29 protein-coding genes are annotated in these 25,111 nt (G+C 72.3%); 13 read left to right on the top strand and 16 right to left on the bottom strand.

Annotated elements, in window-relative coordinates; genetic code table 11:
* Positions 1–22: 22 nt before the first annotated feature.
* The 5 genes from ACLJQF_RS36455 to ACLJQF_RS36435 form a co-directional block, all read right to left on the bottom strand.
* Positions 23–784 (bottom strand): DJ-1/PfpI family protein, encoded by a 762-nt coding sequence (locus tag ACLJQF_RS36455; protein WP_410614823.1) that lies wholly within the window; start codon positions 782–784, stop codon positions 23–25.
* On the bottom strand, positions 781–1,785 hold the full coding sequence (locus ACLJQF_RS36450) for a GlxA family transcriptional regulator (protein WP_410614822.1): 1,005 nt from the start codon (positions 1,783–1,785) through the stop codon (positions 781–783). The genes ACLJQF_RS36455 and ACLJQF_RS36450 overlap by 4 nt, the downstream gene beginning before the upstream one ends.
* Positions 1,786–1,794: 9 nt before the next feature.
* The gene (locus ACLJQF_RS36445) at positions 1,795–3,750 is read right to left on the bottom strand and encodes a glycosyl transferase (RefSeq protein ID WP_410614821.1); all 1,956 of its coding nucleotides are present in this window, start codon (positions 3,748–3,750) and stop codon (positions 1,795–1,797) included.
* Positions 3,751–3,845: 95 nt separating this feature from the next.
* The gene (locus ACLJQF_RS36440; protein WP_410614820.1) at positions 3,846–4,631 is read right to left on the bottom strand and encodes an IclR family transcriptional regulator; all 786 of its coding nucleotides are present in this window, start codon (positions 4,629–4,631) and stop codon (positions 3,846–3,848) included.
* A 50-nt stretch (positions 4,632–4,681) separates the two neighbouring features.
* A complete protein-coding gene (locus tag ACLJQF_RS36435) occupies positions 4,682–5,272 on the bottom strand; it encodes a TetR/AcrR family transcriptional regulator (protein WP_410614819.1) in 591 nt (196 codons plus the stop codon).
* An 86-nt stretch (positions 5,273–5,358) separates the two neighbouring features.
* On the opposite strand from ACLJQF_RS36435, the gene ACLJQF_RS36430 reads away from it, so the two are divergent.
* The 4 genes from ACLJQF_RS36430 (at position 5,359) to ACLJQF_RS36415 (ending at position 10,151) form a co-directional block, all read left to right on the top strand.
* Positions 5,359–6,276 (top strand): oxygenase MpaB family protein, encoded by a 918-nt coding sequence (locus ACLJQF_RS36430; protein WP_410614818.1) that lies wholly within the window; start codon positions 5,359–5,361, stop codon positions 6,274–6,276.
* 10 nt (positions 6,277–6,286) lie between these two features.
* Positions 6,287–7,312, top strand: coding sequence for an LLM class F420-dependent oxidoreductase (locus tag ACLJQF_RS36425; protein ID WP_410614817.1), 1,026 nt, complete (start codon positions 6,287–6,289; stop codon positions 7,310–7,312).
* Between the two features lie 119 nt (positions 7,313–7,431).
* A complete protein-coding gene (locus ACLJQF_RS36420) occupies positions 7,432–8,736 on the top strand; it encodes an MFS transporter (RefSeq protein WP_410614816.1) in 1,305 nt (434 codons plus the stop codon).
* Positions 8,733–10,151, top strand: coding sequence for a pyridoxal phosphate-dependent decarboxylase family protein (locus ACLJQF_RS36415; RefSeq protein ID WP_410614815.1), 1,419 nt, complete (start codon positions 8,733–8,735; stop codon positions 10,149–10,151). The genes ACLJQF_RS36420 and ACLJQF_RS36415 overlap by 4 nt, the downstream gene beginning before the upstream one ends.
* A 42-nt stretch (positions 10,152–10,193) precedes the next feature.
* Here the strand turns inward: ACLJQF_RS36415 and ACLJQF_RS36410 are convergent, their stop codons facing one another.
* From ACLJQF_RS36410 to ACLJQF_RS36395, 4 genes are read right to left on the bottom strand one after another with little or no spacing between them, the layout of a single operon-like run.
* Entirely contained in the window at positions 10,194–10,466 is a 273-nt protein-coding gene (locus tag ACLJQF_RS36410) for a DUF6295 family protein (protein WP_191306301.1), read from the bottom strand.
* Between the two features lie 12 nt (positions 10,467–10,478).
* Complete coding sequence (locus tag ACLJQF_RS36405; protein WP_410614814.1) at positions 10,479–11,219, bottom strand: dienelactone hydrolase family protein; 741 nt, start codon at positions 11,217–11,219, stop codon at positions 10,479–10,481.
* Positions 11,216–12,886, bottom strand: a complete 1,671-nt coding sequence (locus ACLJQF_RS36400) for an MFS transporter (RefSeq protein ID WP_410614813.1) — start codon at positions 12,884–12,886, stop codon at positions 11,216–11,218. Before ACLJQF_RS36400 ends, ACLJQF_RS36405 begins: the two co-directional genes overlap by 4 nt.
* On the bottom strand, positions 12,883–13,317 hold the full coding sequence (locus tag ACLJQF_RS36395) for a MarR family winged helix-turn-helix transcriptional regulator (protein WP_410614918.1): 435 nt from the start codon (positions 13,315–13,317) through the stop codon (positions 12,883–12,885). The genes ACLJQF_RS36400 and ACLJQF_RS36395 overlap by 4 nt, the downstream gene beginning before the upstream one ends.
* Before the next feature lie 142 nt (positions 13,318–13,459).
* On the opposite strand from ACLJQF_RS36395, the gene ACLJQF_RS36390 reads away from it, so the two are divergent.
* Positions 13,460–13,756 (top strand): hypothetical protein, encoded by a 297-nt coding sequence (locus ACLJQF_RS36390; RefSeq protein ID WP_410614812.1) that lies wholly within the window; start codon positions 13,460–13,462, stop codon positions 13,754–13,756.
* Positions 13,757–13,818: 62 nt separating this feature from the next.
* On the opposite strand, the gene ACLJQF_RS36385 is transcribed toward ACLJQF_RS36390, so the two are convergent.
* Genes ACLJQF_RS36385 through mrf form a run of 5 tightly spaced genes read right to left on the bottom strand, consistent with a single transcriptional unit; the run spans position 13,819 to position 17,228 of the window.
* Positions 13,819–14,487, bottom strand: a complete 669-nt coding sequence (locus ACLJQF_RS36385) for a hypothetical protein (protein ID WP_410614811.1) — start codon at positions 14,485–14,487, stop codon at positions 13,819–13,821.
* 20 nt (positions 14,488–14,507) lie between these two features.
* Positions 14,508–15,566, bottom strand: coding sequence for a GTP-binding protein (locus tag ACLJQF_RS36380; RefSeq protein ID WP_410614810.1), 1,059 nt, complete (start codon positions 15,564–15,566; stop codon positions 14,508–14,510).
* A complete protein-coding gene (gene rpmF / locus ACLJQF_RS36375; RefSeq protein ID WP_410614809.1) occupies positions 15,563–15,715 on the bottom strand; it encodes a 50S ribosomal protein L32 in 153 nt (50 codons plus the stop codon). The genes ACLJQF_RS36380 and rpmF overlap by 4 nt, the downstream gene beginning before the upstream one ends.
* Positions 15,715–15,969, bottom strand: a complete 255-nt coding sequence (locus ACLJQF_RS36370; RefSeq protein WP_410614808.1) for a type B 50S ribosomal protein L31 — start codon at positions 15,967–15,969, stop codon at positions 15,715–15,717. Before ACLJQF_RS36370 ends, rpmF begins: the two co-directional genes overlap by 1 nt.
* Positions 15,966–17,228 carry a ribosome hibernation factor-recruiting GTPase MRF gene (gene mrf, locus ACLJQF_RS36365; protein ID WP_410614807.1) on the bottom strand — a complete coding sequence of 421 codons (1,263 nt, stop codon included), beginning with the start codon at positions 17,226–17,228 and terminating at the stop codon, positions 15,966–15,968. The genes ACLJQF_RS36370 and mrf overlap by 4 nt, the downstream gene beginning before the upstream one ends.
* A 78-nt stretch (positions 17,229–17,306) precedes the next feature.
* On the opposite strand from mrf, the gene rpmB reads away from it, so the two are divergent.
* From rpmB to cobA, 7 genes are all read left to right on the top strand, one after another.
* Positions 17,307–17,543: a 50S ribosomal protein L28 gene (rpmB, locus tag ACLJQF_RS36360; RefSeq protein WP_410614806.1), complete on the top strand. Its 237-nt coding sequence runs from the start codon at positions 17,307–17,309 to the stop codon at positions 17,541–17,543.
* Positions 17,543–17,710, top strand: a complete 168-nt coding sequence (gene rpmG, locus ACLJQF_RS36355) for a 50S ribosomal protein L33 (RefSeq protein WP_005149953.1) — start codon at positions 17,543–17,545, stop codon at positions 17,708–17,710. Before rpmB ends, rpmG begins: the two co-directional genes overlap by 1 nt.
* Entirely contained in the window at positions 17,710–18,015 is a 306-nt protein-coding gene (gene rpsN / locus ACLJQF_RS36350; RefSeq protein ID WP_410614805.1) for a 30S ribosomal protein S14, read from the top strand. Before rpmG ends, rpsN begins: the two co-directional genes overlap by 1 nt.
* Positions 18,012–18,266, top strand: coding sequence for a 30S ribosomal protein S18 (rpsR, locus tag ACLJQF_RS36345; RefSeq protein ID WP_410614804.1), 255 nt, complete (start codon positions 18,012–18,014; stop codon positions 18,264–18,266). Before rpsN ends, rpsR begins: the two co-directional genes overlap by 4 nt.
* A gap of 89 nt (positions 18,267–18,355) precedes the next feature.
* The gene (locus ACLJQF_RS36340) at positions 18,356–19,417 is read left to right on the top strand and encodes an ATP-binding protein (RefSeq protein WP_410614803.1); all 1,062 of its coding nucleotides are present in this window, start codon (positions 18,356–18,358) and stop codon (positions 19,415–19,417) included.
* The gene (locus tag ACLJQF_RS36335; RefSeq protein WP_410614802.1) at positions 19,414–21,297 is read left to right on the top strand and encodes a DUF2201 family putative metallopeptidase; all 1,884 of its coding nucleotides are present in this window, start codon (positions 19,414–19,416) and stop codon (positions 21,295–21,297) included. Before ACLJQF_RS36340 ends, ACLJQF_RS36335 begins: the two co-directional genes overlap by 4 nt.
* Positions 21,298–21,345: 48 nt before the next feature.
* Entirely contained in the window at positions 21,346–22,566 is a 1,221-nt protein-coding gene (gene cobA, locus ACLJQF_RS36330; protein ID WP_410614801.1) for a uroporphyrinogen-III C-methyltransferase, read from the top strand.
* Between the two features lie 104 nt (positions 22,567–22,670).
* Here the strand turns inward: cobA and ACLJQF_RS36325 are convergent, their stop codons facing one another.
* Both ACLJQF_RS36325 and ACLJQF_RS36320 read right to left on the bottom strand, forming a co-directional pair.
* Positions 22,671–23,243 (bottom strand): hypothetical protein, encoded by a 573-nt coding sequence (locus tag ACLJQF_RS36325; RefSeq protein WP_410614800.1) that lies wholly within the window; start codon positions 23,241–23,243, stop codon positions 22,671–22,673.
* A 12-nt stretch (positions 23,244–23,255) separates the two neighbouring features.
* Positions 23,256–24,131: an alpha/beta fold hydrolase gene (locus tag ACLJQF_RS36320; RefSeq protein ID WP_410614799.1), complete on the bottom strand. Its 876-nt coding sequence runs from the start codon at positions 24,129–24,131 to the stop codon at positions 23,256–23,258.
* A gap of 137 nt (positions 24,132–24,268) precedes the next feature.
* On the opposite strand from ACLJQF_RS36320, the gene ACLJQF_RS36315 reads away from it, so the two are divergent.
* A complete protein-coding gene (locus ACLJQF_RS36315) occupies positions 24,269–25,111 on the top strand; it encodes a crotonase/enoyl-CoA hydratase family protein (protein WP_410614798.1) in 843 nt (280 codons plus the stop codon).

Here is a 25,111-nt window from a genome sequence, read left to right as displayed (position 1 = left end):
GCGGCACCCCGCACCACCGGCGCTACCGCTGGGATTCGGCGAGCAGCCGCAACGCCAGCTCTTTCAGCTGCGGGCCGGCCGCCGCCGCGTCGCCCGCGTCGAACGGGGGCTGCGGGTCGTACTCGACGGCCAGCTGGACCGCGCGGGCGACTTCCTCGCCGGCCAGCTCGGCCGCGAGGAACAGGGCCAGGTCGATGCCCGCGGAGACGCCCGCCGCGGTGATCACCTTGCCGACCTGGACGTACCGTTCGGGCACGTACCGGACGCCGAAGGTGGCCTCCAGGTAGGGCGCCGACGCCCAGTACGTCGTGGCCCGCTCACGAAGCAGGCCGGCCGAGCCGAGAATCAGGGCACCGGTGCAGACCGAGGTCGTCCAGGTCGTGTGGCGGTCGATGCGGCGGATCCAGTCCAGCAGCACCGGGTTGTTCATCGCGGCGACCGTGCCGCGGTTTCCCGCGCCGGGCACCAGCAGGACGTCGAGCCGGTCCACTTCGGACACCGCGCGGTCGGCGAAGACGGCGGTGCGCCCGGTGTCGGTGCGCACCGGGCCGCGGCGCTCGCCGATCATGGTGACCGTCGCGCCCGGGAGCCGGGAGAGCAGTTCCGCCGGACCGGTCGGGTCGAGCAGGCTGAAGCCGTCGTAGAGCAGGATGCCGATCTTCGGACCGGGACGGCCGTCCAGGACCGGCACCGCGGCCGCGGTGCCGGTCGCGGCCGGAAGCGCCAGCGCCGCGGCGGCCAGCCCGCCGAGCACGGTCCGGCGGGTCGTCTGTGAAGTGGTCATGCCCCCGGAGTCTGGACGGCCGCCGCGTCCGGGAGCCGGGGCATGTCCGGCATCCTGCGAAGCGTGTCCCCGGTGACGCCGTAGTGGTCGAGGAACGCCTGCCGCAGCGTCTCGGCGGAGCCGAACCCGCACCGGCGGGCGACGGCGGCGAGCGGCAGTTCGCTGCCCCGCACCAGGTACGCGGCGGCTTCGGTGCGCGCGGAGCGGACCGCGCGGGCCGGGGTGGTGCCGACGTGGGTGGCGAACAGCCGGGCCAGGTGCCGCGTCGTCACGCCCGCCCGTGCCGACAGCGCCGGCGGGCTCAGATCCGCGTCCAGGTGGGCGGCGATGTACCCGAGCAGGTCCCGCACGACCCGGTTCCCCGGCGACGGCGCGGCGAGGAACATGCTGATCTGGGCCTGGTCCGCGGGGCGGTGCAGGTAGGTGACGAGCTCGCGGGCGACTTCGCGGGCCAGCGTCGGGCCGTGGTCGGCTTCGATCAGCGCGAGCGTCAGGTCGAGCGCGCTGGTGACCCCGGCCGAGGTGTAGACGTTCCCGTCGCGCAGGTACAGCGGCGCCGGATCGACGGTGACGGCGGGGAAGGCGGCCGCGAGCAGCTCACCGTAACCCCAGTGCGTGGTGACCCGCCGCCCGTCGAGCAACCCGGCCGCGGCGAGCACGAACGTGCCCGTGCACACGGAGGCGATCCGGCGGCTCCGCCCGGCCAGCCGGCGGATCTGGGCCAGCAGCGGCTCGTCGAGGACGGCCGCGCGCGTCCCGGCGCCGCCGACGACCATGAGCGTGTCCAGCGGGCCGGTGATCGCGGCGAGCCGCCGGGCCCCGGCGAGCACGATCCCCGCCGAGCTGCGCGCGCCCTGCCCGGACACGGTGGCCAGTTCGACCCGGTACGGCGGTGCGGCGCCGTGCGAGTTCGCCAGTTCCAGCGCGCCGCTCGGGCAGGCCACGTCGAGGATCTGGACCTGGTCGTAGGCGGCGATGACGACCCGCTTTTCCGGCCCCATGACCGGAACCTACCGGGTCAGGGTGAGGAGCCCGGGCGGCGCGAACAGCGGGTAGGTGACGAGCACGCCGCCGGCGGTGCGGACGACCGAGGCGGGGCGGAAGAGGTCGAGCCGGCCGGTGAAGAAGGCGGTGGCGCCGTCTTCGTCGCCGGTCAGCAGGACCCGCCGGCGCGGCTGCCCGGCGGCGTCCTCACCAGGGACGTCCGGAAAGGCCGCGACGCCCACGGGCTGAGTGGCGGCGAGCGCGGCGATCGTCGCGATGAGCCGCGAATCGACACCGCCTTCCCGCAGCACGGCGGCGGCTTCGGGGGACAGCGTGATCCGGGCCGACGCGGCCAGGGCTTCGCCGGCGTGAGCCCGGGCGGGCGTTTCGGGCGGTGCGGCGGGATCGGGCGGGGGCAGGCCGAGGCGCCAGACCGTGACCCGCGTGTCGCCGGCGCCGAAGACGGCGGTGGGGCCGGCGCCGGTGAAGGCGCCGTCGAGGGCGGGGTAGTGCTTCCGGAGGGCGGTCTCGTCGGTCCCGAAGACGGCCCACTCGGCGGGCGGGCAGGTGACGGAGCAGGTGGCGGGCGGCGCGAGCATGCCGGTCGGCCAGCCGGTGTTCGCGAGTTCGGCCCAGGCGGCGTCATCGACCAGCAGCCGCGAGCCGGAAGCGTTGACGTGCACCCAATCCCGGGCGTCGGCGAGCGGACCGCCCCGGTCGACGGCCGGCCGGAGCCCGGAGTACCCGACACCCCAGCTGACGGCGAGTGCGGCGACCAGCGCGGCGACGGCGAGTGCGGGCAGGGTCCGGCGGCGGGTGGTGCGGCCGTGGCGAGCCGCGGCGGTGGGCGGTGCGTTCTTGGCCGGGCTCGTGCCGCCGCGGTACGTGGGACTGGGGCCTGGCGCGCCTTTGGCCTGGCTGGTGCTCGCGTGGTGTGTGGGACTGGGCGGGGTGGCGGTGTGAGTGGGTCCGGTCCAGGCCCGCGCCACCCCGGCGCGACCTCCGCTCCCCGCCACGCCATGGCGTGCGTGGGAGCGCCGCCGGGTCACCGCCTGGGCGACGCCCGCCAGCAGCAGCGGCGTCACCGGCACCAGCAACGCCAGCACGGCCGTGTCCGGCACCCCCGGCACCAGCAGCGTCGCCGCGAGCAGCAAGCCCGTCGCCGCCAGGGGACGGACCGGCTTGACCGCCACCGCCGCCACCAGTACCACCAGCGACAGCACCACCGACGCCGGATCCAGGGCCGCCCAGTCGGCTGCCGAGGGGCGGGTGGCCGCCGCCAGGTGGGGGCGGAGTGCCGCGGCCGCCGGGCCGAACGCGATGCCCAGGCCCAAATTCAGCAACACCGCCACCAGTGCCGCGCGGACCGGTGCCCGGCGCGCCAGCAGCCAGCCCGCCGCGGGCAGGAAGAACAGCGCCAGCGGCGATGTCAGCACCGCCGCCAGCAGGCACACCGCCGCCGCGATGTCGTGGCGGATGCGGGCGCGCCGGCGGGTGATCAGGACCAGCGCCCCCAACGCCCACGCCACCGCCAGGTGCTCCACGACGACCAGCCGCTGCAGTCCCAGGGCCAGCGGAGAGGCCGCGAGGAGCAGCACCGCCGCCGCCGACGCCCAGCGGGTCAGGCCCAGACGGCGTGCCAGGAGCCACGACAGCACCGTGCCGATGAGGGCCGCGACCAGCACCGTTTCGCGGACCGCGGCCAGCGCCGTGGCGGAGCGGCCGAACGCGTCCGAGACCATCGTGGCCGCCGCCAGCTGCAGCCAGCCGAACGGGCTCACCCCCGCCCCGCCCGCGTCGGCGAACGTCGTCAGGTTGCCGAGGGCGTAGACGTGCGCCACGGTGGCCGCCTCCGCGGGCAAAGCCGGTGCGGACGCCGCGAGGTAGAGCACGCGCAGCCCGCCGGCCAGCGCCAGCAGCGCGAGCACGATGTCGAGCGACAGCAACCGGTGCGCGGCGGAGACCGGGCGGTGCTGGACCATTGCACGGATCGTAGTGGGTGCCGGGGACCCGCCCCGGGCGGGACCACGCCGTCAGCCGGATGGCCCAGCCGCCGGAAACCCGTTGCCGGGCAAGATTATTTCCGGTTGTCGGCCGTGGATCCGGAGAGTGTCCGGGTCAACGCGAGGGCGACCGTCCGGACGGCCGGGGCGACGCGTTCGGTTCGCATCCGGTTGGCCCAGCCGGAAATCGACACCGCCGCCACCGCGACGCCGCGGGCGTCCAGCAGCGGGCTCGCCGCGCACACCACGCCGACGCCGGATTCCTCGCGCTCCAAGGCGATCCCGTCCTCCCGGACGCGGGTGAGCTGACGGCGGAGCAGGCCGGGTGCGGTGATCGTCCGCGCGCTCATCCGCGGCAGCCCGGCGTCGATCACCTGGTTCACCACCGATTCCGGGGAGAACGCCAGGATCGCCTTGCCGACGCCGGTGGCGTGCGCGGGGAACCGGCCGCCGATGCGCGAGGGCAGCGTCGGTGCGTCCGGGCCGCGCAACACGTCGAGGTACACCACTTCGGTGCCTTCGAGGATTGCCAGGTGGACGGTGTTGCGGGTGGCCTCGCGCAGGTCGGCCAGGTACGGCCGGGCCGCCTCGACCAGGCCGCGCCGCGGCGAGGCGAGCTGGCCGATTTCGAACAGGCGCAGCCCGAGCCGCACCGCGCCGGCTTCGCGTTCGAGCAGGCCGGTCTCGCTCAGGTGCCCGACGAGCCGGTGCACGGTCGTCTTCGCCAGCCCGGTCCGGCGGGCCAGCTCGGAGACGCCGAGGGTCTCGTCACCCGGCCGAAAGGCTTCCAGGAGCGCGGCGAGCCGGGCCGCGACGAGGCCGTCGCCGCTCGCGCCGTCGTTCCGCCCAGCGGTACGCATGGGTTGAGTGTGCCCGATCGCCAGGGCGAGTGTCAGCAGACGGAGGTGGGTCAGTGGCCGTCGGCGCCCAGGACGAGTTTCACGCAGTGCGCGACGAGCCGCTCGCGCGCGACCTTCAGCGAGCCGTCGAGGTAGGCGACGAAGACGTTGGTCAGCGCGCCGACCAGCCCGATGGCGACCATCCGGCGTTCGGTCTCGTCGCCGTGGGTCAGCTGCTCGCCGACCAGCGCCGCGAACACCGGCAGCAGGTGCAGGCCACGGCGGGTCAGTGCGGGATCGGTCAGCGGCGCGAGCAGCAGGACCCGGCCCTTGCGGGGGTCGTCGACGATCAGCTCGACGAACGCGCGCACGGCGTTCTCCGCCCGCGACACGGGGGTGGGCGCGTCCCGGACCGCGTCGACGAGCGCCTGCCGCGCCTCTTCGCCGACGTGCTCGTAGACGGCCGCGACGAGCTCTTCGCGGTCGCTGAAGCTCTCGTAGAAGTAGCGCTCGGTCAGCTTCGCGTGCCGGCACACCGCGCGGACGCTCGTCCCGGCCGACCCCTCGGTGCCCAGCAGCGCCAGGCCGGCGGCCACGAGCTGCTCGCGCCGGAGCGCCTTCCGGTCGTCCAGCGTCGTGCCCGCCCAGGTCCGGCCCGGCATCACAGCTCCTCGGTTGACTACAACTGTTGTCAGATCCTAGCCTGACAACAGCCGTAGTCAGTTCGAGACTCGACGAGGAGCCGCCGATGACCCCCAAGCCGTTGGGTCCCGACTCGCTGACGTGGAAGTACTTCGGCGACTGGCGTGGCCTGCTCATCGGCCTCTGGGCCGGGTCGATGCAGAACATGCACCCCGGCCTCGGCGCCGGCGTCGAGCAGCACTCGCGCTTCTTCGAAGAACGCTGGCAGCGGCTGTTCCGCTCGCTCTACCCGATCGGCGGCGTGGTCTACGACGGCCCGCGCGCCCACGCGACCGCCCTGGAAGTCCGCGGCTACCACGACCGCATCAAGGGCGTCGACGCTCAGGGCCGCCGGTACCACGCGCTCGACCCCGACACCTACTACTGGGCGCACGCGACGTTCTTCGTCAGCACGATCCTCATCGCGGACAACTTCATGGGCGGCATCGGCGAGGCCGAAAAGCGGCAGCTGTTCGACGAGCACGTCCGCTGGTGGCGGATGTACGACATGAGCATGCGGCCGGTGCCGGAGAGCTGGGAGGACTTCCGGCGCTACTGGAAGCACATGTGCACCGATGTCCTCGAAGACAACAAGGCCACCCGGGATGTCCTCGACATCCGCGGGCTCGGCAAGCCGCCGTTCCTGCCGTGGCTGCCCGACGCGCTGTGGCGGCCGGTCCAGTGGGTGATCGCGCGCAACTTCGTCTGGCTCACCATCGGCCTGTACGACCGCGAGGTCCGCGACCTGCTCGGCTTCCGCTGGACCGAGCGCGACGCGCGCCGGCACCGGCGGTTCGGGAAGCTCGTCGACGCCGTGTTCAAGCTCGTCCCGCACGATCGCCGCTACCACCCGCGAGCGCGCGCCGGGTGGCGCCGCGAGCGCGGGGAGGTGGCCACGGATGCGCCCGTGGTCGAGACTCCACCCAGGAACCTGCCGCCGCTGTCCGAGCGGGGCAAACCCGAGCACTACGCGCCGAACGTCTGAGGAGAAACTCGTGAAGCTGGGATTCCACGTCGGGTACTGGCAGAGCGGCCCGACCCCGGGTGCGCTGGAAGCCGTCCTCAAGGCCGAGGAGCTCGGCTTCGACTCGGTGTGGACGGCGGAGGCGTACGGCTCGGACGCCTTCACGCCGCTGGCCTGGTACGGCGCCTCCACCAGCCGGATCCGGCTCGGCACGAACATCGTGCAGATGGCCGCCCGGACCCCGACGGCGACGGCGATGAGCGCGCTGACCCTCGATCACCTCTCCGGCGGCCGGATGGTTCTCGGGTTGGGCGCGTCCGGTCCGCAGGTCGTCGAGGGCTGGTACGGCCAGCCGTACCCGAAACCCCTCGCCCGGACCCGGGAGTACGTCGACATCGTCCGGCAGGTGATCGCCCGCGAGGCGCCGGTGACCCTGGACGGCGAGCACTTCCAGCTGCCCTACAAGGGCGGCGCCGGGCTGGGCAAGCCGCTGAAGCCGACGGTGCACCCGCTGCGCAAGGACATCCCGATCCACCTGGCGGCCGAAGGCCCGAAGAACGTGGCTCTCGCGGCGGAGATCGCCGATGGCTGGCTGCCCCTGTTCTTCTCACCCAAGAGCAACGACTTCTACAAGGCGGCGCTCGAAGAAGGCTTCTCACGGCCAGGCGCGCGGCACACCCTGGACACGTTCGAGGTGCCCTGCTCGCTGCCGGTCATCGTGCACGACGACGTCGAAGAGGCGGCGAGCTGGATCAAGCCGTCGCTGGCGTTGTACATCGGCGGGATGGGCGCCAAGAGCGTCAACTTCCACCACGACGTGTACGCCCGGCTCGGCTACGGCGACGTCGCCGACAAGGTCCAGGAGCTCTTCCTCGCCGGCCGCAAGGAGGAGGCGGCCGCGGCGATCCCGACGTCGCTGGTGGAGGACACCTCGCTGATCGGGCCGGCGGAGAAGATCCGCGACGAGCTGAAGGCCTGGGAGGACACCGTGGTCACCCACCTGCTCCTGCGTGGTGACGCCGCGACGCTGGAGAAGATCGCCCGCGCCCTGGGCTGACCGGCGGGTCGCTCGGTGCTCCAGGTCACGACGATGGCACGATTCCCCTCGACCCCTACCGGGTGTCCGCCGAGATCGAATACTCATGCGGGCACCCGGTAAGCCATTCGAGGAGGACCATGGCGACGCTGTCCGGCCGGACGAGGTTCCGCTATTCGCTCGGCTCGTTCGTCACCGGGTCCTTCGGCACGGTCCCCGGCCTGGTGCTGGTGAAGTACCTGACCGACACGATGGCCGTGCCCGCCGGCTGGGCCGCCGCGATCGTGTTCGTGCCGAAGGCCTGGGACTTCTTCTTCAACCCTGTCGCCGGCCGGCTGTCCGACGCGGACCTGATCAAGACCGGCAGCCGGCGGCGCTTCCTGCTCATCGGTGGCATCGGCGTCGCGATCCTGTTCGCGGCGATGTTCGCCCACCCCGGCTTCGGAACCCCGCTGCCGGACGCGCTGTACGTGGCGATCACGTTCGCCCTCTGCGCGACGGCGTACGCGCTGTTCCAGGTGCCGTTCAACGCGCTGCCCGCCGAGCTGACCGAGTCGGCGACCGAGCGCACGAAGCTCACCAGCGTCCGCATCGGCGTACTGGCCGTGACGATCCTGATCTGCGGCGGTGGCGCCCCGGCGATCACCGCGGCGATCGACGGGGTCGCCGGCTACCGCGTCATGGCCGTGGTGATCGGCCTGATCGTGCTGGCCGCGACGCTGCTGGTGTACTTCGGCCTCAAGGACGCGCCGGTCGGCTCGCTGCGGCCGAACACCGTGAACCTGAAGGAGCTGGCCCGCACGCTCGCCGGCTGGCGGCCGTTCCGCTGGCTGCTCGGCACCTACTTCATCCAGGCGCTCGGCATCGGCACGGTGCTTGCCGCGATCCCGTTCTTCGCCCAGCGCATCCTCGGCGACGAGGGCTACGGCACGATCCTGTTCGTCATCTTCGTCGGCCCGGCGCTGGTCACCATGCCGCTGTGGCCCCGGCTGGGCGACCGGGTGGGCAAGCTCAACGGCTTCCGCCTGGCCACCGCCGCCTTCGCGGTCGGGCTGCTCGGCCTGGTCTTCGCCCAGGAGATCCCGCTGGCCGTGACGTTCGTCTTCGTGGCGCTCTGCGGGGTCGGGTACGCCGGGATTTCGGTGTTCCCGCTGGCCATCCTGCCCGACCTGATCACGGCCGAGGAAGAGCGCACCGGCGAGACCCGGGCGGGGATCGCGGCGGGCGTGTGGACCGCGGGGGAGACGCTGGGACTGGCCTTCGGCGGCGGCCTGTGGGCGATCATCCTCGCCGTCGGCGGGTACGTGTCGAGCACCGACGCGACGGCGAACCAGCCGCACAGCGCGATCGTGGCGATCCTGGTCGGGGCGTCGATCATCCCCGGCGTGCTGATCGCGCTGGCCCTGCCGCTGCTGCGGCGCAAGGTGCTGGAGCCCCGCCCGTGATCCCGCCTGAGGACGTCCTCGCGACGCTGCGGGAACTCCGCGCGGGGGACCTGCCGACGCACGGCGGCCGGACCCTGGCCTACGTCTACGACAGCGGGCTGTCCGAAGTGGACTCCCTGGGCGCGGCGGCGCACGCGCTCGCGTCGTCGGCCAACGGCCTGGACCCGACGGCGTTCCCGAGCTTGCTGCGGATGGAGAACGACCTCGTCTCCGCGGCGTCCCGGTTGCTGGGCGACGTCCCGGGCGTGGCCGGCTCGGTGACGTCCGGCGGCACGGAGTCGTGCTTGCTGGCGGTGCTCGCCGCGCGCGACGCGCACCCCGCGGTCGCGTCGCCGTCGATCGTGCTGCCGACCACCGCGCACGCGGCCTTCCACAAGGCGGCCCACCTGTTCGGGCTGCGGCGGATCGACGTCCCGGTCGACCCGGTGACGTTCCGCGCGGACCCGGCGGCGATGGCCGCGGCGATCGACGACTCGACGGTCCTGGTCGTGGCGAGTGCACCGTCGTACGCCCACGGCGTGCTCGACCCGGTGCCCGAGATCGCCGCGGCGGCACTCGAACGTGGCGTCCGGATGCACGTCGACGCCTGCATCGGCGGCTGGGTGCTGCCGTACTTCGCCCGCCTCGGCGCGGACGTCCCGCCGTTCGACTTCCGCGTTCCCGGCGTCACGAGCATCTCGGTGGACCTGCACAAGTACGCGTACTGCCCGAAGGGGACGTCGGTGCTGCTGCACGCTTCGGCGGAGCTGCGGCGCACGCACTACTTCGCGAGCGCGGCCTGGCCGGGCTACACGATGCTGAACACGACGATCCAGAGCACCCGCTCGGGCGGCCCGCTCGCCGCGGCGTGGGCGGTGGTGAACCACCTCGGTTCCGACGGGTACCTTTCGTTGGCGGCGTCCACACGGGAAGCGGTTTCCCGGATCCGTTCCGGGATCTCCGAGCTGCCGGGCCTGCGAGTGCTCGGCGACCCGGTGTCGACGCTGATCGCGTTCACCGGCGACGACGGCTTCGACCTGTTCACGGTGGCCGACGAGATGAAGGCGCGCGGCTGGTACGTCCAGCCGCAGTTCGCTTTTGAGTCGTCCCCGGCGAACCTGCACCTGACGGTGACGGCGGCCAACCACGGCAGCGAGAAGGAGTTCCTGACCGACCTCGCGGCGTCGGTGGACGCGGCGCGAGCGGCGGGCCCGGTGGTCGTCGATCCCGCGGTGGCGGAGTTCGTCGCGGCGCTCGACCCGGCGACGCTGACGTCGGAACAGTTCGCGGGCCTCTTGGCCGCCGCCGGGCTCGGCGGCGCGGCCGGCCTCCCGGATCGCATGGCGCCGATCAACGCCCTCCTCGCCACGGCTCCGCCGCCGCTGCGGGAGCGTCTCCTGCTGGAATTCCTCGGCGCCCTCTACACCCCGTCGTGAGTGGTAATTAGGGTTCTAACCCTAATTACCACTCACGACCGCTTACTGGTTGCGGGAAGCCAGCCCGGCGGGGGCGGACTTGACGGCCGCGTGGATCGCGTCCGCGAGGGCGAGGGCGTCCTCCTCGGTGAGCTCCAAAGCCACCCGAGCCGACGCGCCCAAGGCCGGGTTCCGGAAGTCGATGTTCACCGTGTGCGCGTACGGCGCGTGCACCGGGTGGTCGACGTACACGGTGCCTTCGTTCAGCCGGAACCAGCCGCGGGCGCCTTTGCCGCTGCCTTCGAGCGCGAACTTCTCCGTCAGGTAAGTGCACATGCGCGAGTCCTCTCAGGCGGTGAGCGTGCGGGCGTAGAAGTCGAGGATGCGTTCCCAGCCGTCCTTCGCGGCTTCGGGGCGGTAGCTCGGGCGGTCGACGGCGAAGAACGCGTGGCCGGCGCCGGCGTAGGTGTGGAACTCGTGCTCCTTGCCGTGCTTCTCCAGTTCCGCCGCCAGCACGGCCACCTCGTCCGGCCCGGGGAACTGGTCGTCGGCGCCGAAGATGCCCAGCAGCGGGCAGGACAGCTGCGGTGCCAGGCCGAGCAGCGGCTTCATCTGCTTCATCGCTTCCGGCGGGTCGTTGACGACGAAGGCGCCGTAGCAGTCCACCGCCGCGTCGAGGTCCAGCGAGCAGGCCGCGAGGAACGCGTGGCGGCCGCCGGAACAGTGCCCGATGACGCCGACGCGCCCGTTCGCGTTTTCCAGCGCGCGCAGGTAGTCGGCCGCGCCGGAGACGTCGCCGACCAGGCGGTCGTCGGGGACGCCGCCCGCCGCGCGGACCGTCGCCGCCGCGTCGTCGGGGTCCGCGCCCGGAGCTTCTCGCGTGTAGAGGTTCGGGCAGAGCGCGTTGTACCCCTCGGCGGCGAAGCGGCGCACCATCTCCTTCGTCGCCGTGTCGTAGCCGGGCAGGTGGTGGATCACCACGACGCCGCCGCGGGGGGTCGCGTCGGTCGGCTTGGCCAGGTAGGCCTCGAGTTCGTCCCCGCCGTTTCCGGTGATGGTGACGGTCCCGGCGATGATCTCGTCGGTCATCGGTGCTCCTTCGCTCGGTCGGGAGGATGGACGTAGCGCTTGCCGCGCGAAGCGGACGCGATCGCGGCGACGACGGCCATCGCCGCGGCCGCGGTGAACACGACCACCAGGCCGTGGTGGAACGGACCGGAGACCAGCCGCGGGAAGAACTCGCCGCCGGTGAGGGCCGTCCGGTCGGCCGGTGCCAGTCCGGAAAGGACGTCCGGGCCGAGCAGGTGCCCGACCGGGTTGCTGCCGAGGAACGCTGCGAACAGCGTGCTGACCGGCGGGAGCTGCGCGACGCCGTCGGCGACCGGCGCCGGGACGCCGTGCGCCTGCAGGCCGCCGGTCAGCGTCTGCGGCAGTGACGAGGCCAGCCCGGCGACCATCAGCGAGAAGAACACGCCGATCGACAGCGACGTCCCGGAGTTCTGGAACGTCGCCCGCATGCCGGAGGCGACACCGCGCTGCTCGGTCGGCACACTGCTCATGATCGCCGAGGTGTTGGGGGCGGCGAACATGCCCTGGCCGATGCCGCTCAGCACGAGCAGGGCCGCGAACGCCGGGTAGGAAAAGTCCACCGGCAGCGCCAGCAGGCCGAGGAACGCCGCGGCGACCAGCAGCAGGCCGCCGGTGGCCAGCGGCCGGGCGCCGAACCGATCGGAGAGGCACCCGGACACCGGCCCGGCGAGCAGGAACCCGACGGTCAGCGGCAGCAGGTGGATGCCCGCCCACAGCGGTGTGCGCTCGTAGTCGTAGCCGTGCAGGGGCAGCCAGATCCCCTGCAGCCAGATGATGAGCATGAACTGCATGCCACCACGCGCGACCGAAGTCAGCAACGCGGCGATGTTGCCGGCGGCGAACGCGCGGATCTTGAACAGGCTCAGCTGGAACATCGGTGCGGCGACGCGGGTTTCGATGACGCCGAACAGCAGGAGCAGCAGCACGCCGCCGCCGATCCCGCCGAGTACCCACGGGTTCCCCCAGCCGGTGGCTGCGCCGCCGTAGGGCTGGATGCCGTAGGTGATCGAGGCGAGGACGAGCGCGGTCCCGGCGGCGAAGGTGACGTTGCCGCCCCAGTCGACCTTCGCGCGCTGCGGGGTGCCGGCCTCGCGGAGGCTGCGGATCGACCAGATCGTGCCGAGCAGGCCGAACGGCACGCTCACCCAGAACACCGCGCGCCAGTCGATCTCGGCCAGCAGCCCGCCGACGACCAGGCCGAGGAACTGCCCGGCCAGCGCGGTGATCTGGTTGACGCCCAGCGCCATCCCGCGCTGCTCGGCCGGGAAGGCGTCGGTGAGGATGGCCGCCGAGTTGGCCGTCAGCATCGACCCGCCGACGGCCTGCACGATCCGCCAGCCGATCAGCCAGAGCGCCCCGGCCCCGGCGTGGAACGGGTCGAACGACAGGGCGACCGACGCGGCGCTGAACACGACGAAGCCGAGGTTGTACATCTTGACCCGGCCGAACATGTCGCCGAGCCGGCCCAGCGTCACCACCAGCACGGCCTGCACGAGCAGGTAGCCGAGGATCATCCAGAGCAGGTAGCCGATGTTGCCCGGCGCCAGGGGGTCGAGCCCGATGCCGCGGAAGATCGCCGGCAGCGAGATGATGACGATCGAGCCGTCGAGCGCGGACATCAGCACGCCGAGCGTGGTGTTCGACAGCGCGACCCACTTGTAGCTCACAGCTCGTCCGCCAACCGCTCGATCAGCGGGATGGCCGCGATCAGCTCGCGCTGCTCGGCCGCGGTGAACTTCTCCGCCAGCGCGGCCGCCATCTGCCGGGTCGTCCGCGAGCGCCGGTCGGTCAGCAGCTTGACGCCGGTTTCGGTGACCGACATCAGCACCTTGCGGCCGTCGGAGTCGTCCTTGCGCCGCTCGACCAGCCCGCGCCCGACCAGCCCGGCGAGGGTGACGCCCATGGCCTGCGGCTTGACGCGTTCGAGGTCGGCGAGACAGCCCGGGGTGGCCGGGCCCTCGCGGTCGAGGCGGGACAGGACCGAGCGTTCGGGCAGGGTGAGTTCACCGGCGACGTAACCCTGGCGCAGCCGCCGGACCAGCCGGCCGAGCGCGACGCGCAGGTCGGCGCTCGCCTGGAGAAGCTCCTCGTCCGGCACAATCGTCAACCTAGACTGATAAAGCTGGATTTATCAACTCGGACGCGGGCGCCGCTATCGGGTGAGCCGGGAGCTTTCGCCCGGACCGTGGCCGGGCTCCGGTGTTACCGTCCGAAATGGACACACCTGGAAGGGACACCCGATGACCACCCTGCACGTCGAGCACGCCGGCCACGACCACGTCCACCGCGAGGGCTGCGGGCACGCGGCGATCCCGCACGGCGACCACGTCGACTACGTGCACGAGGGCCACCTGCACGTGGCCCACGACGGCCACTTCGACGAGTGCGAAATCGCCGGCCACGTGCCGCACCCGGGCCACGACCACACCCACGGCGACGGCTGCGGCCACCTGGCTGTCCCGCACGGCGACCACGTGGACTACCTGCACGACGGCCACCGCCACGCCACCCACGACGACCACTACGACGACCACTGACCCGTCGTGAGTGAGAAACAGTGGTAGAACACTGTTTCCCACTCACGACAAGCCGCGGCAGATCAGCCGAGCGGGACCTCGACGGTGGCCCGACCGCCGGGGGCCTCGACGGCCAGGGTGAGCACCCGGGCCTCTTCCGGCGGGCCGGGTTCGAACGTGCGCCGCTCCAGGAGCAGGCCGTGCGACCCGGATCCGCCACCGCCGCCGCCGCGGTACTGCGTTCCGGCGTCGTCCCACCCTCGCCAGTCGGTGCGCAGGTGGAAGAGCTCTCGCAGCCGGTGCGAATCGCCGCCCTCACGTGCCATGGTCAGCACGACGAAGGTCGACCACACCTCCAGGCTCACCAGGTTCACCTTCAGTTCGCCGGCCTCGAGTATGCGGCCCGCCAGCGAAACCACGTTCCGCAGCACCGGCGCAGGCGGCTCTTCGATCGCCTGCCGCCACTCAGGTTGTTCGGTGCCCACGGGCGTGGCCACCGGCTCGAAGCCGGCGGAGGCCGAGGCTTCCACGTGCACGACCTTGAGCTGGCCGGACCGTTGCAGGGTCTCGTCCAGGTCGGCGAGGATCCGGTCGGCTTCCTCCTGAGCCAGTGTCCCCGCGGCCACCAGGCCGATCGCCACCCCGCGGATCACCCGCCGGTCGAACCCGGCTTGCCGCCCGAACACCGGCTGCCCCCGGCCCGCGCCCAGACTGTCGGCGATCAGCTTCTCCAGATATCGGCGCCCGTCCATACCGCCATGGTCCGCCGATTTCAGTGCACGTGGACCGGACCCCACTCCGGGAACGGGTCCGGGCCGGTCGCGACGTCACCGAGGCAGTCCCGCAGCGCCGCCAGCAGTGCCTCCCCGGCCAGGTCGACGCCGATGAACACCAGCTCCTGCCGCGGTTCGGCCGCCACGCCCTGGGGTTCGAACCGCGCCACCGTGCCCGCCTGCGACCACAGCCCGGTCACCCCGGGCCGGGACGCCAGCGCGAAGAACCCCTTCGACCGCAGCACCGTCCCGAACTCGCCGGAGTCCAGCCGCCGGCTGACGAAATCCCACAGCCGGGCCGGGTCGAACGGCCGCGCCGCGCGGAACACCACACTGGAAATGCCGTACTCCTCGGTTTCCGGGACGTGGTCGCCGTTCAGCTCGGCCACCCAGCCCGGCGCCTCCTGAGCCCGGACGGCGTCGTACCGGCCGGTGCCGAAGACCCGCTCCAGCGGTACCTTCCCGAAGCTGCCCGTGACGACGTCGGCGGCCGGGTTCAGCCGCCGCAGGGTCGCCACGAGCCGGTCCGCTTCGGCAGGAAGGGCCAGGTCCGTCTTGTTCAGCAACAGGACGTCGGCGAACTCGACCTGGTCCATCAGCAGGTCGCTGACCGTCCGCTCATCACCGGAGTACTGGTCGAGCCGGCGCTCCACCAGCGAGTCGCCGGCCGCCAGCTCGCGGGCGAAGTTCGCCGCGTCCACCACCGTCACCATGGTGTCGAGGCGGGCGACGGAGTCCAGGAACGTGAACGTCGCGGCCACCGGCATCGGCTCGGAGATGCCGCTCGACTCGATGAGCAGGTGGTCGAAGCGGTCGTCCGCACATAACGCCGCGACCTCCTCCAGGAGGTCCTCCCGCAGGGTGCAGCAGATGCACCCGTTGGTCAGTTCCACGAGGCGCTCCTGCGACCGGACCAGCGCGGCGTCGATGTTGACCTCGCTCATGTCGTTGACGATCACCGCCACCCGCAGGCCCTCGCGGTTGGCGAGGATGTGGTTGAGCAGGGTCGTCTTGCCCGCGCCGAGGAAGCCGGACAGCACCGTGACGGGAACGCTCACTGCTGATGGAAGTGCTTCATCAACCGGCGCGGGACCAGCTGAACCTGGCCGTCGACCTTGATCGGGACCAGATCGGGCACGGCGGCCTTCCACTGCGACCGCCGGGACCGGGTGTTGCTGCGGGACATCTTGCGCTTGGGGACGGCCATCAGCGGGTGCCTCGCTTTCCGTAGCGGCGGTGGAACTTCTCGACCTGGCCGGCACTGTCCATGATCCGCTGGGTGCCGGTCCAGAACGGGTGCGACCACGAGCTGATGTCGACCATGACGAGCGGGTAGGTGAGGCCGTCGGACCACTCGATGGTCCGGTCGGAGGTGATGGTGGAGCGGGTCAGGAACGCGTCTCCGGTCGACGAGTCCTTGAACACCACCGGGTGGTAGTCGGGGTGGATGCCGGGTTTCACTGGTCGTCCTTTCGGTTCGCCGCGGTCGCGTCGTGCCGCGCCGGGTCGGCTTCGGTGTCTTCGCACGGTTCCTCGTGCCAGTCCCCGAACGGGTCGGGGTAGCGGGCCCACGCCTCGGGGCCTTCGGCGAGTTCCGCGTCGGTCAGCAGCGCGCCGCGCAGAGCGGCCTCGACCTCGTCGGGGGTCGCCTGGTCGGTGACGACCACCAGTTCCTGGGCGCGGTCGCCGTGCACCGGGTCCCAGCGCAGGGACGCCAGCGTGCGGCGCTCCGGGGAGACGTCCGTCCACTCCGGACCGTCCGGCGACGCGAGCCACGGCCCGGCGTGGCCCAGGCCCAGCCCGCCGCCCGCCGACTCGATCCAGAACGCGACGTCGGGCTGGCTGGCCACCCACGCGCGCCCGCGGGTGCGGACGACGCCGTCGAGGAGGACGTCGAGCGCGTCGTGCAGCCGCGAGGGGTGGAACGGACGGCGCGCGGTGAAGGTGAGCAGGGCGATGCCGCAGTCGTCGTGCAGGGGCGGTTCGCCGCGCAGCAGCGCGCCGTGCATGTCGGTGACCTCGCCGCGGCGGGCGTTCGCCGGGATCGCGTCGAGCACGCCGTGACCGTCGGTCCTGGCCAGCTCGACCCGGGGAATCGACGGCGCCACCCGGTCGAGCACCGCGGACGCCTTCGCGGCGCTCCACGCGTCGGTGGCGGCGCCGGCCAGCACCAGGACGTCGGCGAACTCCACCTGGGACAGCGCGACCTGGGCGACCGTCCGCTCGTCCTCGGGGCTGCCCTGCAGGTTCCGGTCGGCCAGTTCGTCGTCGCCGGTCACGTCGGCGAGCCAGGTCGCGCAGTCGACGACGGTGAGGACGGCCCGCAGGTCGACGTCGTCGCCGACCGGGTGGTCGCCGACCAGGACGTTCCGGACCGCCCAGCTCACCGGCTCCGGCTCCATGGCCTCGTCGAGCCGGACGACGATCCGGCGCACCTCCGGGCGCCGGGCGAGCCGCCGCAACAGCGGGAGCAGGTCTTCCCGCAGGGTGCAGGACACGCAGCCGTGGGCCAGTTCGAGCACGGTCAGCTCGTCGCGCTCGCCGAGCCGCAGCCGGCGGCGGACGACGCCGGAGTGGATCTCGCGCAGGTCGTGGTGGACGACGGCGGTGCCGGGCTCGGCCACGCGCAGCAACTCGGCGAGCGAGGCGTTCGGTCCGGCGACCAGACCGCTCACGAGGACGAGCGGGACGCGGGGGTGGTGGGTCTGCTCGGGGGTCACGGGGGCTCCAGGAATGCGGGCGGGGTACGGTGCGTAGAGTAGATGAAAACGACAACCACTATCAACTCGGGAGGGCCTTTGTCCGCCGTGTGCCAGGTCACCGGCCGCAAGCCGGGCTACGGCAAGCAGGTCTCGCACTCGCATCGCCGCACGTCCCGGCGGTGGGAGCCGAACCTGCAGAACCGCCGGTACTTCGTGGCCAGTGAAGGCCGCTGGGTGCGGCTGCGCGTCTCCGTCAAGGGCATGAAGACGATCGACAAGCGCGGCATCGAGTCCGTCGTCGCCGAGCTGAAGGCGAAAGGGATGAAGCTGTAATGGCGAAGAGCACCGACATCCGGCCGATCATCAAGCTGCGGTCGACCGCGGGCACCGGCTACACGTACGTGACGAAGAAGAACCGCCGGAACGATCCGGACCGGATGGTCCTGCGCAAGTACGACCCCGTGGCGCGCAAGCACGTCGAGTTCAAGGAAGAGCGCTGATGGCCAAGAAGTCGAAGATCGCGAAGAACGAGCAGCGGAAGGTGATCGCCGCCCGGTTCGGCGACCGCCGCCGCGCGCTCAAGGCCGTCGTCGCCGCGCCCTCGTCGTCGCCGGAGGAGAAAGCAAACGCGGTCGTCGCGCTGCAGAAGCTGCCGCGCGACGCGAGCCCGACGCGGATCCGCAACCGCGACGTCGCGGACGGCCGTCCGCGCGGCTACCTGCGGAAGTTCGGGCTCTCGCGGGTGAAGATGCGCCAGGCCGCGCACAACGGCGAGCTGCCCGGCGTCACGAAGTCGAGCTGGTGAGCCGGATGCCGAAGCCGAACCGCGACCGTCCCGGCAAGCGCAAGGTGAACCTGCTGCGCGCCCACAAGATCACCGAAGTCGACTGGAAGGACGTCGACCTGCTGCGGAAGTTCATCTCCGACCGCGGCAAGATCCGGGCCCGCCGGGTGACCGGATTGACGCCGCAGCAACAGAAACAGGTCGCCACGGCGATCAAGAACGCGCGCGAGATGGCCCTGCTGCCGTACCCGTCCGCGGGCCGCGCGAGCTAAATTCGGGTGCGCGGACACCGGGCGGTGCGCGACCATGGGCGTCCGAAAGGGGGCGTCGCAAGGGATGTCCTGGCACAGGAGGTCCACGCTTGCACGCCCAGCTCACGGTCACGCCCGCCCGGCTGCCCGAGATCCTGCTCACCACCGCCGTCGTGCGGCCGGTGTTCCTCTGGGGCGCGCCCGGAATCGGGAAATCCTCGCTGGTGCGCGACTTCGCGGTGTCGCTGGGGCTCGACTGCGTTTCGCTGCTGGGCACCCAGCTCGCGCCCGAAGACCTGATCGGCGTCCCGCAGATCGTCGACGGCCGCAGCCGGTTCTGCCCGCCCGAGCAGATCGCCCGCGACGAGCCGTACTGCCTGTTCCTCGACGAACTGAACGCCGCCGCGCCGGACGTCCAGAAGGCGTTCTACTCGCTGATCCTCGATCGCCGCATCGGCTCGTACGAGCTGCCGCCGGGCTCGGTCGTGATCGGCGCCGGCAACCGCGCCACCGACCAGGCCCTCGCCCGGCCGATGGCCTCGGCCCTGGTCAACCGCCTGGTGCACGTCCACCTGCGCGCCGCGCCGGGCGACTGGCTCGCCTGGGCCGCCGGGAACGGCATCCACCCGTGGGTGATCGAGTACCTCACCCAGCGCCCGGACCACCTGTGGAGCCCGCCGCCGAAGACCGAAGAGCCGTTCTCGACGCCGCGGTCCTGGCACATGCTCTCGGACCTGCTCCACTCCGCCGGTGACCCGGCCGACGACGAGACCGTCGCGCTGCTGGCGTACGCCACCCTCACCCCGGCCCACGCCGGTGCCTTTCGCGCGTACCTCAAGGTCGCCCGGCACGCCTTCGACCTGGAGGCGATCCTCAAGGGCGACGCGCGCTGGCCCGCCGAGCCTGCCGACCGCGATCTGCTCTACTTCCTCGCCGAGACGTTCCGCGCGCGGCTGGTCAAGGACCTGCCCGCGGACAAGCGGCACGCCTCGGCGGCCGTGCGCCAGTTCGCTTTCCGGGCGAAGAGCCTGCTCGTCGAGCTGGCCGAAATCTCCCTGGAGATGGCGCAGCTGGTGATCGCCGACGACGAGGCCGGCAATCCGCGGCTGCCGTCGTGGTTCCTGGTCGAAGCCGCCCGCGACCTGCCGCGGCTGGTGGCGGCGCGCGCATGAGCAACGCCCGCGCCGAAGCCAAGCGCCGCCAGCGCCGGACCAAGGCGATCGAGGACGGCTGGGCCGCAGTGTGCGCCAACACCGTCCTGGAGCGCCTCGCCGGCGGTGCGAGCCTCAGCCGGGAGAGTCTGACCGGGGTGGACAGTTGGGCCGTCGTCTCCTTCCGCGGCCTGATCACCGTGAACCGAGCCCGCGACGCCGAACCCGGCGAGTGGGCCTGGGTGTTCGCCCACCTCCTGCTGCACCTCGGCCTCGGCCACCTCGACGACGAGGCCCTGGCCGAAGCCGAAGCCGTCACACCCGGCCGCGGCATCGACGCGGTTTACAGCGCCGCGTGCTGCGTGGCCGTCCACCGGTTCGCCGAGGCGATCCGAGTGGGGACGCCGGTCCTGGACCTGCCGGAACTGCCGGGCACCGGCGAGGTCGCGCTGACTCGCGGGTGGCGCGAGACGGGCGTGCCGGAGCCGTTGAAGGCCCTCGGCACCGGCGGTCCGCGGCCGTGCCTTCAGCTCGCTCCACCGCTCAGGGGATGGGGGCTGCAGTACCACGGCAGGCCGGAGACGTGGACCGAACGGTTCGCTCGCGGGCTGATCGCCTCGGCGACCGAAGCCATGGAACACGCCGCCGACGCGCGCGGCCAGACCCGGCACCGGCGGGCGATGGGGGAGTGGGACCGCGCCCTGTCCTGGTTCGTCTCGTCGTTCCCGTTGCTCGGCGCGGTGGCCGCCGGGTTCACCCTGGTCGCCGACGTCGACGTCGTCCGGGCGTGGGACATCTCCCTGGCCGCCGTCGACGCCGAGCACGGCGAGATCTACATCAACCCGGCCGCTGCGCTGACCGCCGAGGAATGGCGGTTCGTGCTGGCCCACGAGATGCTGCACGCGGCGCTGCGGCACGACCGGCGGGCCCTGGGCCGCGAGCCGTACCTGTGGAACGTCGCCTGTGACTACGTGATCAACGGCTGGCTGGTCGCCATGGGCGTCGGCGAGCTGCCCGACGGCAGCCTGCACGACCAGCAGCTGACCGGGATGTCGGCGGAATCGGTGTACGACACGCTGACCACCGACCTCCGCCGGGCCCGCAAGCTGCTCACCCTGGGCGCGCGCGAGGCGGGCGACGTGCTGGGCGACTGGCTGTCCGAGCCGGAGGCGGTGCAGCGCCGCTCGTCCAAGCGGGGCGCGCGGCCGGTGCCGTGGGGTGACCGCGTCCAGGGCGTCGACCTCGACGAGTTCTACCGCCGGGCGCTCACCCAGGGGCTCGAGTACCACCACGCCCAGGGCCGCGGGCTGCTGCCGGCCGGGCTGGAGCAGGAGATCCGGGCCCTGGATCACCCGCCGCTGCCGTGGGACGCCCAGCTCGCGCGCTGGTTCGACGAGTACGTCCGGGTGGAGGTGCCGGTGCGCAGCTACGCACGGGCGTCGCGCCGCCAGTCGGCGACCCCGGACATCCCGCGCCCGGGCCGCGTCCGTCCGGAACGCCTCGATCACCGCGTCACCTTCGGTGTGGTGCTGGACACCTCGGGCTCGATGAACGCGGAGCTGCTCGGCAAGGCCTTGGGCGCGATCGCGTCGTACGCGCTGGCCCGGGACGTCCCGGCGGCGCGCGTGGTGTTCTGCGACGCCGTCGCCTATGACGCCGGCTACCTCGCGGTGGAGGACATCGCGGGCCGGGTCAAGGTGCGCGGGCGCGGCGGGACGATCCTGCAGCCCGGCGTCGACCTGCTGCAGCGGGCGGACGACTTCCCGGCCGATGGGCCGATCCTGATCATCACCGACGCGCAGTGCGACCACGTCCGGCCGCGCCGCGAACACGCGTACCTGGTGCCGCGGGGTGCGCGGCTGCCGTTCGTGGCCCGCGGGCCGGTCTTCCGGGTGGCGTGACCCACGCTGGGCTGTCGTGGGCGTGAACCCAAAATAGACTCCCGCCCTATGGACGACCCGCACTACCTTTCCGGCCTCCAGCTCTCCGGCCGCCGCGTCGTGATGATCGGCGGCGGCACCGTGGCCCAACGCCGGCTGCCCCGGCTGATCGGCGCGGGAGCCCGCGTCGAACTGGTGTCGCCGCACACGACGCCCTCCGTGCAGGGGATGGTGGACGCGGGCGAGCTCGTCTGGCACGAACGCCCCTACGCTTCCGGTGACCTTCGCGATGCCTGGTACGCGCTGGCCTGCACGAACGACCCCGAGGTGAACGCCGCCGTCTGCGCGGAGGCCGAGCGGGAGCGGGTGTTCTGCGTCCGTGCCGACGAGGGCGAGTCGGGCTCGGCCGTCACGCCGGCGTCCGGGCGGCACGGTGGCCTGCTGTTCGGCGTGCTCTCCGGCGGCGAGCCGCTGCGCTCGGCGGCGGTGCGCGACTCGATGCTCGACGGCCTGCACAACGGCACGATCGAGGACGGCCGCCGTCCGCACCCGGAGGGCACCCTGCCCGGCGTCGCGCTGGTCGGCGGCGGCCCGGGCGACCCGGAGCTGATCACCGTCCGCGGCCGTCGCCTGCTCTCGCGCGCGGACGTCGTCGTGGTGGACCGGCTGGCGCCCCGCGAACTGCTCGACGAGCTCGCGCCCGAGGTCGAGATCGTCGACGCGGCGAAGATCCCGTACGGCCGCGCGGCCAGCCAGGACGTCATCAACAGCACGCTGATCGAACGCGCCAAGGAGGGCAAGTTCGTCGTCCGCCTCAAGGGCGGCGACCCGTACCTGTTCGGCCGCGGCTTCGAGGAGGTGCTGGCCTGCGCCGAGGCGGGCGTCCCGGTGACGATGGTCCCGGGCATCACGAGCGCGTTCGCGGTCCCGGCGGTGGCGGACGTCCCGGTCACCCACCGCGGCGTGGCGCACGAAGTCGTGGTGGTCTCCGGCCACGTCGCCCCCGGCGACGACCGCTCCCTGGTCGACTGGACGCTCCTGGCCCGGATGCGCGGCACGATCGTGCTGATGATGGGCGTGGAGCGGCTCCCGCAGTTCGCCAAGGCCCTCCTCGACGGCGGCCGCCCGGCCGACACCCCGGTCGCGATCATCGAGGACGGCACGATGCGCACCCAGCGCTCCCTCCGGTCCACATTGGACACGGTGGTCGCGGACGCGGCGGCGTCCGGAGTCCGCCCGCCCGCGGTCATCGTGATCGGCCCGGTAGCCGGCCTCGCCCCCGTGTCCTGAAGCTAATCGCGTGATTGGGGAGTCAACACATGTGATTGCGGAGTCGACACGCGTGATTGAAGGGTCGACACGACAAGACTTCGGCCGGACGTCGTGTCGACCCATCAATCACGCGAGTTGGCGTCCCAATCACGCGAGTTGGCGTCCCGATCACGGGAGATCGGGGGAGCGAGGCGGCGGGCGGCGGCGAGGATCGCGTCGGCGACTTCGGGCAGGGGCCGGGTGCCGTCGACGAGGGTTGCGCCGGGGTGTTGGTAGGCGTTGTCGGCGAGGGCCGCCGCCAGTTCCTCCGGGTGCTTGCCGAAGGAGTTGGTGGTGCGGGTCAGGAGCCGATGGCGGAGCGTGTCTTCGTCGATCACCAGGCAGATCACGAGGTCGAAGAGATCCCGCACGTCGTTGTGGTTTTCGGGGCAGCCGCAGAAGTACGCGATGCGACCGGCCGTCCGGGTCGCGAGGGCCTCGACCTTCGCCCGGCTGATCCGCCACCCGAAGCGGTCGAGCCAGCCCGCCGGCACCGGGTCCGGGGGATCGGTGACCACCTGGCCGGTCGTCCGGTCCGCCCAGTGGTGGTAACCCTCGTTGTCCGCGTCGACCGCGAGTTCGCCCCGCTCCTTGAGGACTTCGCAGACCGCCGACTTGCCGGCTCCCGCGTTGCCGGTCACCCACACCAATGGCATCGGCGAAGCATCTCAGTTCTCGTAGCAGCTCGCGGCGAAGTCGCGGATCGCGTCCGACAGCCGGGTCGGGTCGAGCCGGAGCTCGACCGGGCTGCGGGCCTGGACGAACTCCGCGTCCGGCATGTCGACGGCCAGGGTGTCCGCGTCGCCGAACGGGTGGATCGGGTCGCCCTGGTGGCCGATCACCAGTGTGCGCGTCGTGATCTTGCGGCGGACCGACTTCGGGGGCGCGATCCGGCCGAACAGCACCCCGTGCAGCAGCGCCGCCATCGGGGCCGGGCGCTGGGAGAGCGTGTCCGTGACGACGTCGACCCACTGGTTGCCGTGCGGGACCACCGACGCCGCCAGCGCCACCGCCTGCACCGTGAACGGCAGGAACCGGGCCGCCATCAGCAGCGGCGCGAAGGTGACCAGCCCGGCGACGATCGCGTTGTCGAGCACCGGCATCTCGACGATCAGCCCCCGCGCCCGCGAAGGCGCCTGCACCGCCACTTCGAGGGAGACGTTCGCGCCCAGTGACGTCCCGCCGATCACGGCGGACGACACCTCGAGGTGGTCCAGCAGGGCCAGGGTCTGCTCGGCGAACGACGGCATCGAGTACAGCCACGACTCGGTCGGCCGGTCGGAGTCGCCGTGGCCGAGCAGGTCGAGGGTGATCACCCGGAAGCCCGCGCGGGCCAGCCGGCGTGCGAGGGGCGCGTGCATCCGGCGGGTCAGCATGATCCCGTGGGTGAGGACGACGACCTTGTCGCCGCTGCCGAACTCGGTGTACCAGAGCCGGTGTCCTTCGTGGTCGAACGAGCCGGTCAGCTCGATCGGCCGCGACGACCGCCGGACGGGTGCGGAAGGAGGTTCGGGCTCGATTGCGGTCGCGCTGGCCGGGCTCATGTCCCACCGTCCTCCCCGGGTCGTGGTGTGAGTCTCTTTCAGGAAAGCATCCCCCGACCAGCTTGGCACGATGACAAGGGCGTCAATTGACACCGTGCCAATGGCGGGTCGTCGCGGGCATGGGTCAAGATGACCCCATGACCGCTACTGCTGACAGTCTGCCCGACCTGGTGTCCCTCAAGGTCGACGTCGACGGCCCTGTGGCCGAAGTGACGCTCCTCGGCCCGTCGAAGGGCAACGCGATGGGCCCGGACTTCTGGCGCGAGCTGCCGCTGGTGTTCCGCGCCTTGGACGCCGACCCGCAGGTCAGGGCCGTGGTGCTCACCGGCAGCGGCAAGAACTTCTCCTACGGCCTCGACCTGCCCGCGATGATGGGCGACTGGGCGCCGATGCTGGGCGGGGACAACCTGGCCGGCCCGCGCACGGCGTTCCTCGACCAGGTCCGCTCGCTGCAGGCGGCGGTCAGTTCGATCGCGGAATGCCGCAAACCGGTCGTCGCGGCCGTGTCCGGCTGGTGCATCGGCGGCGGGGTCGACGTCATCGCGGCCGCCGACGTCCGGCTGGCCGCCGCCGACGCCAAGTTCAGCGTCCGCGAGGTGCGCGTCGCCATCGTCGCCGACCTCGGCAGCCTGCAGCGGCTCGCCCCGATCATCGGCGAGGGGCACCTGCGGGAGCTCGCCCTCACCGGCAAGGACGTCGACGCCGCCCGCGCCGAGAAGATCGGCCTGGTCAACGACGTCTACCCCGACTCCGACACCCTGCTGAAGGCCGCGCGGGAACTCGCCGGCGAGATCGCTGCGAACCCGCCGCTGGTGGTGCAGGGTACGAAGCAGGTACTGGCGGCGAACACCGAGCGCCAGGTCGCCGACGGCCTCCGGTACGTCGCCGCCTGGAACTCGGCGTTCCTGCCCAGCAAGGACCTCGGCGAGGCGGTCCAGGCCTTCATGGAGCGCCGCAAGCCGGAGTTCACGGGCGAATAG

Source organism: Amycolatopsis sp. lyj-109, assembly GCF_046548995.1.
GTDB lineage: Bacteria > Actinomycetota > Actinomycetes > Mycobacteriales > Pseudonocardiaceae > Amycolatopsis.
This window is presented reverse-complemented; position numbering and strand designations above follow the sequence as displayed.

Bases quoted from the DNA above. Each gene is read 5' to 3' on its own strand.
- ACLJQF_RS36455 (WP_410614823.1), bottom strand. From the start codon at position 784: ATGACCACTTCACAGACGACCCGCCGGACCGTGCTCGGCGGGCTGGCC.
- ACLJQF_RS36450 (WP_410614822.1), bottom strand. From the start codon at position 1,785: ATGGGGCCGGAAAAGCGGGTCGTCATCGCCGCCTACGACCAGGTCCAG.
- ACLJQF_RS36445 (WP_410614821.1), bottom strand. From the start codon at position 3,750: ATGGTCCAGCACCGCCCGGTCTCCGCCGCGCACCGGTTGCTGTCGCTC.
- ACLJQF_RS36440 (WP_410614820.1), bottom strand. From the start codon at position 4,631: ATGCGTACCGCTGGGCGGAACGACGGCGCGAGCGGCGACGGCCTCGTC.
- ACLJQF_RS36435 (WP_410614819.1), bottom strand. From the start codon at position 5,272: ATGCCGGGCCGGACCTGGGCGGGCACGACGCTGGACGACCGGAAGGCG.
- ACLJQF_RS36430 (WP_410614818.1), top strand. From the start codon at position 5,359: ATGACCCCCAAGCCGTTGGGTCCCGACTCGCTGACGTGGAAGTACTTC.
- ACLJQF_RS36420 (WP_410614816.1), top strand. From the start codon at position 7,432: ATGGCGACGCTGTCCGGCCGGACGAGGTTCCGCTATTCGCTCGGCTCG.
- ACLJQF_RS36410 (WP_191306301.1), bottom strand. From the start codon at position 10,466: ATGTGCACTTACCTGACGGAGAAGTTCGCGCTCGAAGGCAGCGGCAAA.
- ACLJQF_RS36405 (WP_410614814.1), bottom strand. From the start codon at position 11,219: ATGACCGACGAGATCATCGCCGGGACCGTCACCATCACCGGAAACGGC.
- ACLJQF_RS36390 (WP_410614812.1), top strand. From the start codon at position 13,460: ATGACCACCCTGCACGTCGAGCACGCCGGCCACGACCACGTCCACCGC.
- ACLJQF_RS36385 (WP_410614811.1), bottom strand. From the start codon at position 14,487: ATGGACGGGCGCCGATATCTGGAGAAGCTGATCGCCGACAGTCTGGGC.
- rpmF (WP_410614809.1), bottom strand. From the start codon at position 15,715: ATGGCCGTCCCCAAGCGCAAGATGTCCCGCAGCAACACCCGGTCCCGG.
- rpmG (WP_005149953.1), top strand. From the start codon at position 17,543: ATGGCGAAGAGCACCGACATCCGGCCGATCATCAAGCTGCGGTCGACC.
- rpsN (WP_410614805.1), top strand. From the start codon at position 17,710: ATGGCCAAGAAGTCGAAGATCGCGAAGAACGAGCAGCGGAAGGTGATC.
- ACLJQF_RS36335 (WP_410614802.1), top strand. From the start codon at position 19,414: ATGAGCAACGCCCGCGCCGAAGCCAAGCGCCGCCAGCGCCGGACCAAG.
- cobA (WP_410614801.1), top strand. From the start codon at position 21,346: ATGGACGACCCGCACTACCTTTCCGGCCTCCAGCTCTCCGGCCGCCGC.
- ACLJQF_RS36325 (WP_410614800.1), bottom strand. From the start codon at position 23,243: ATGCCATTGGTGTGGGTGACCGGCAACGCGGGAGCCGGCAAGTCGGCG.
- ACLJQF_RS36320 (WP_410614799.1), bottom strand. From the start codon at position 24,131: ATGAGCCCGGCCAGCGCGACCGCAATCGAGCCCGAACCTCCTTCCGCA.
- ACLJQF_RS36315 (WP_410614798.1), top strand. From the start codon at position 24,269: ATGACCGCTACTGCTGACAGTCTGCCCGACCTGGTGTCCCTCAAGGTC.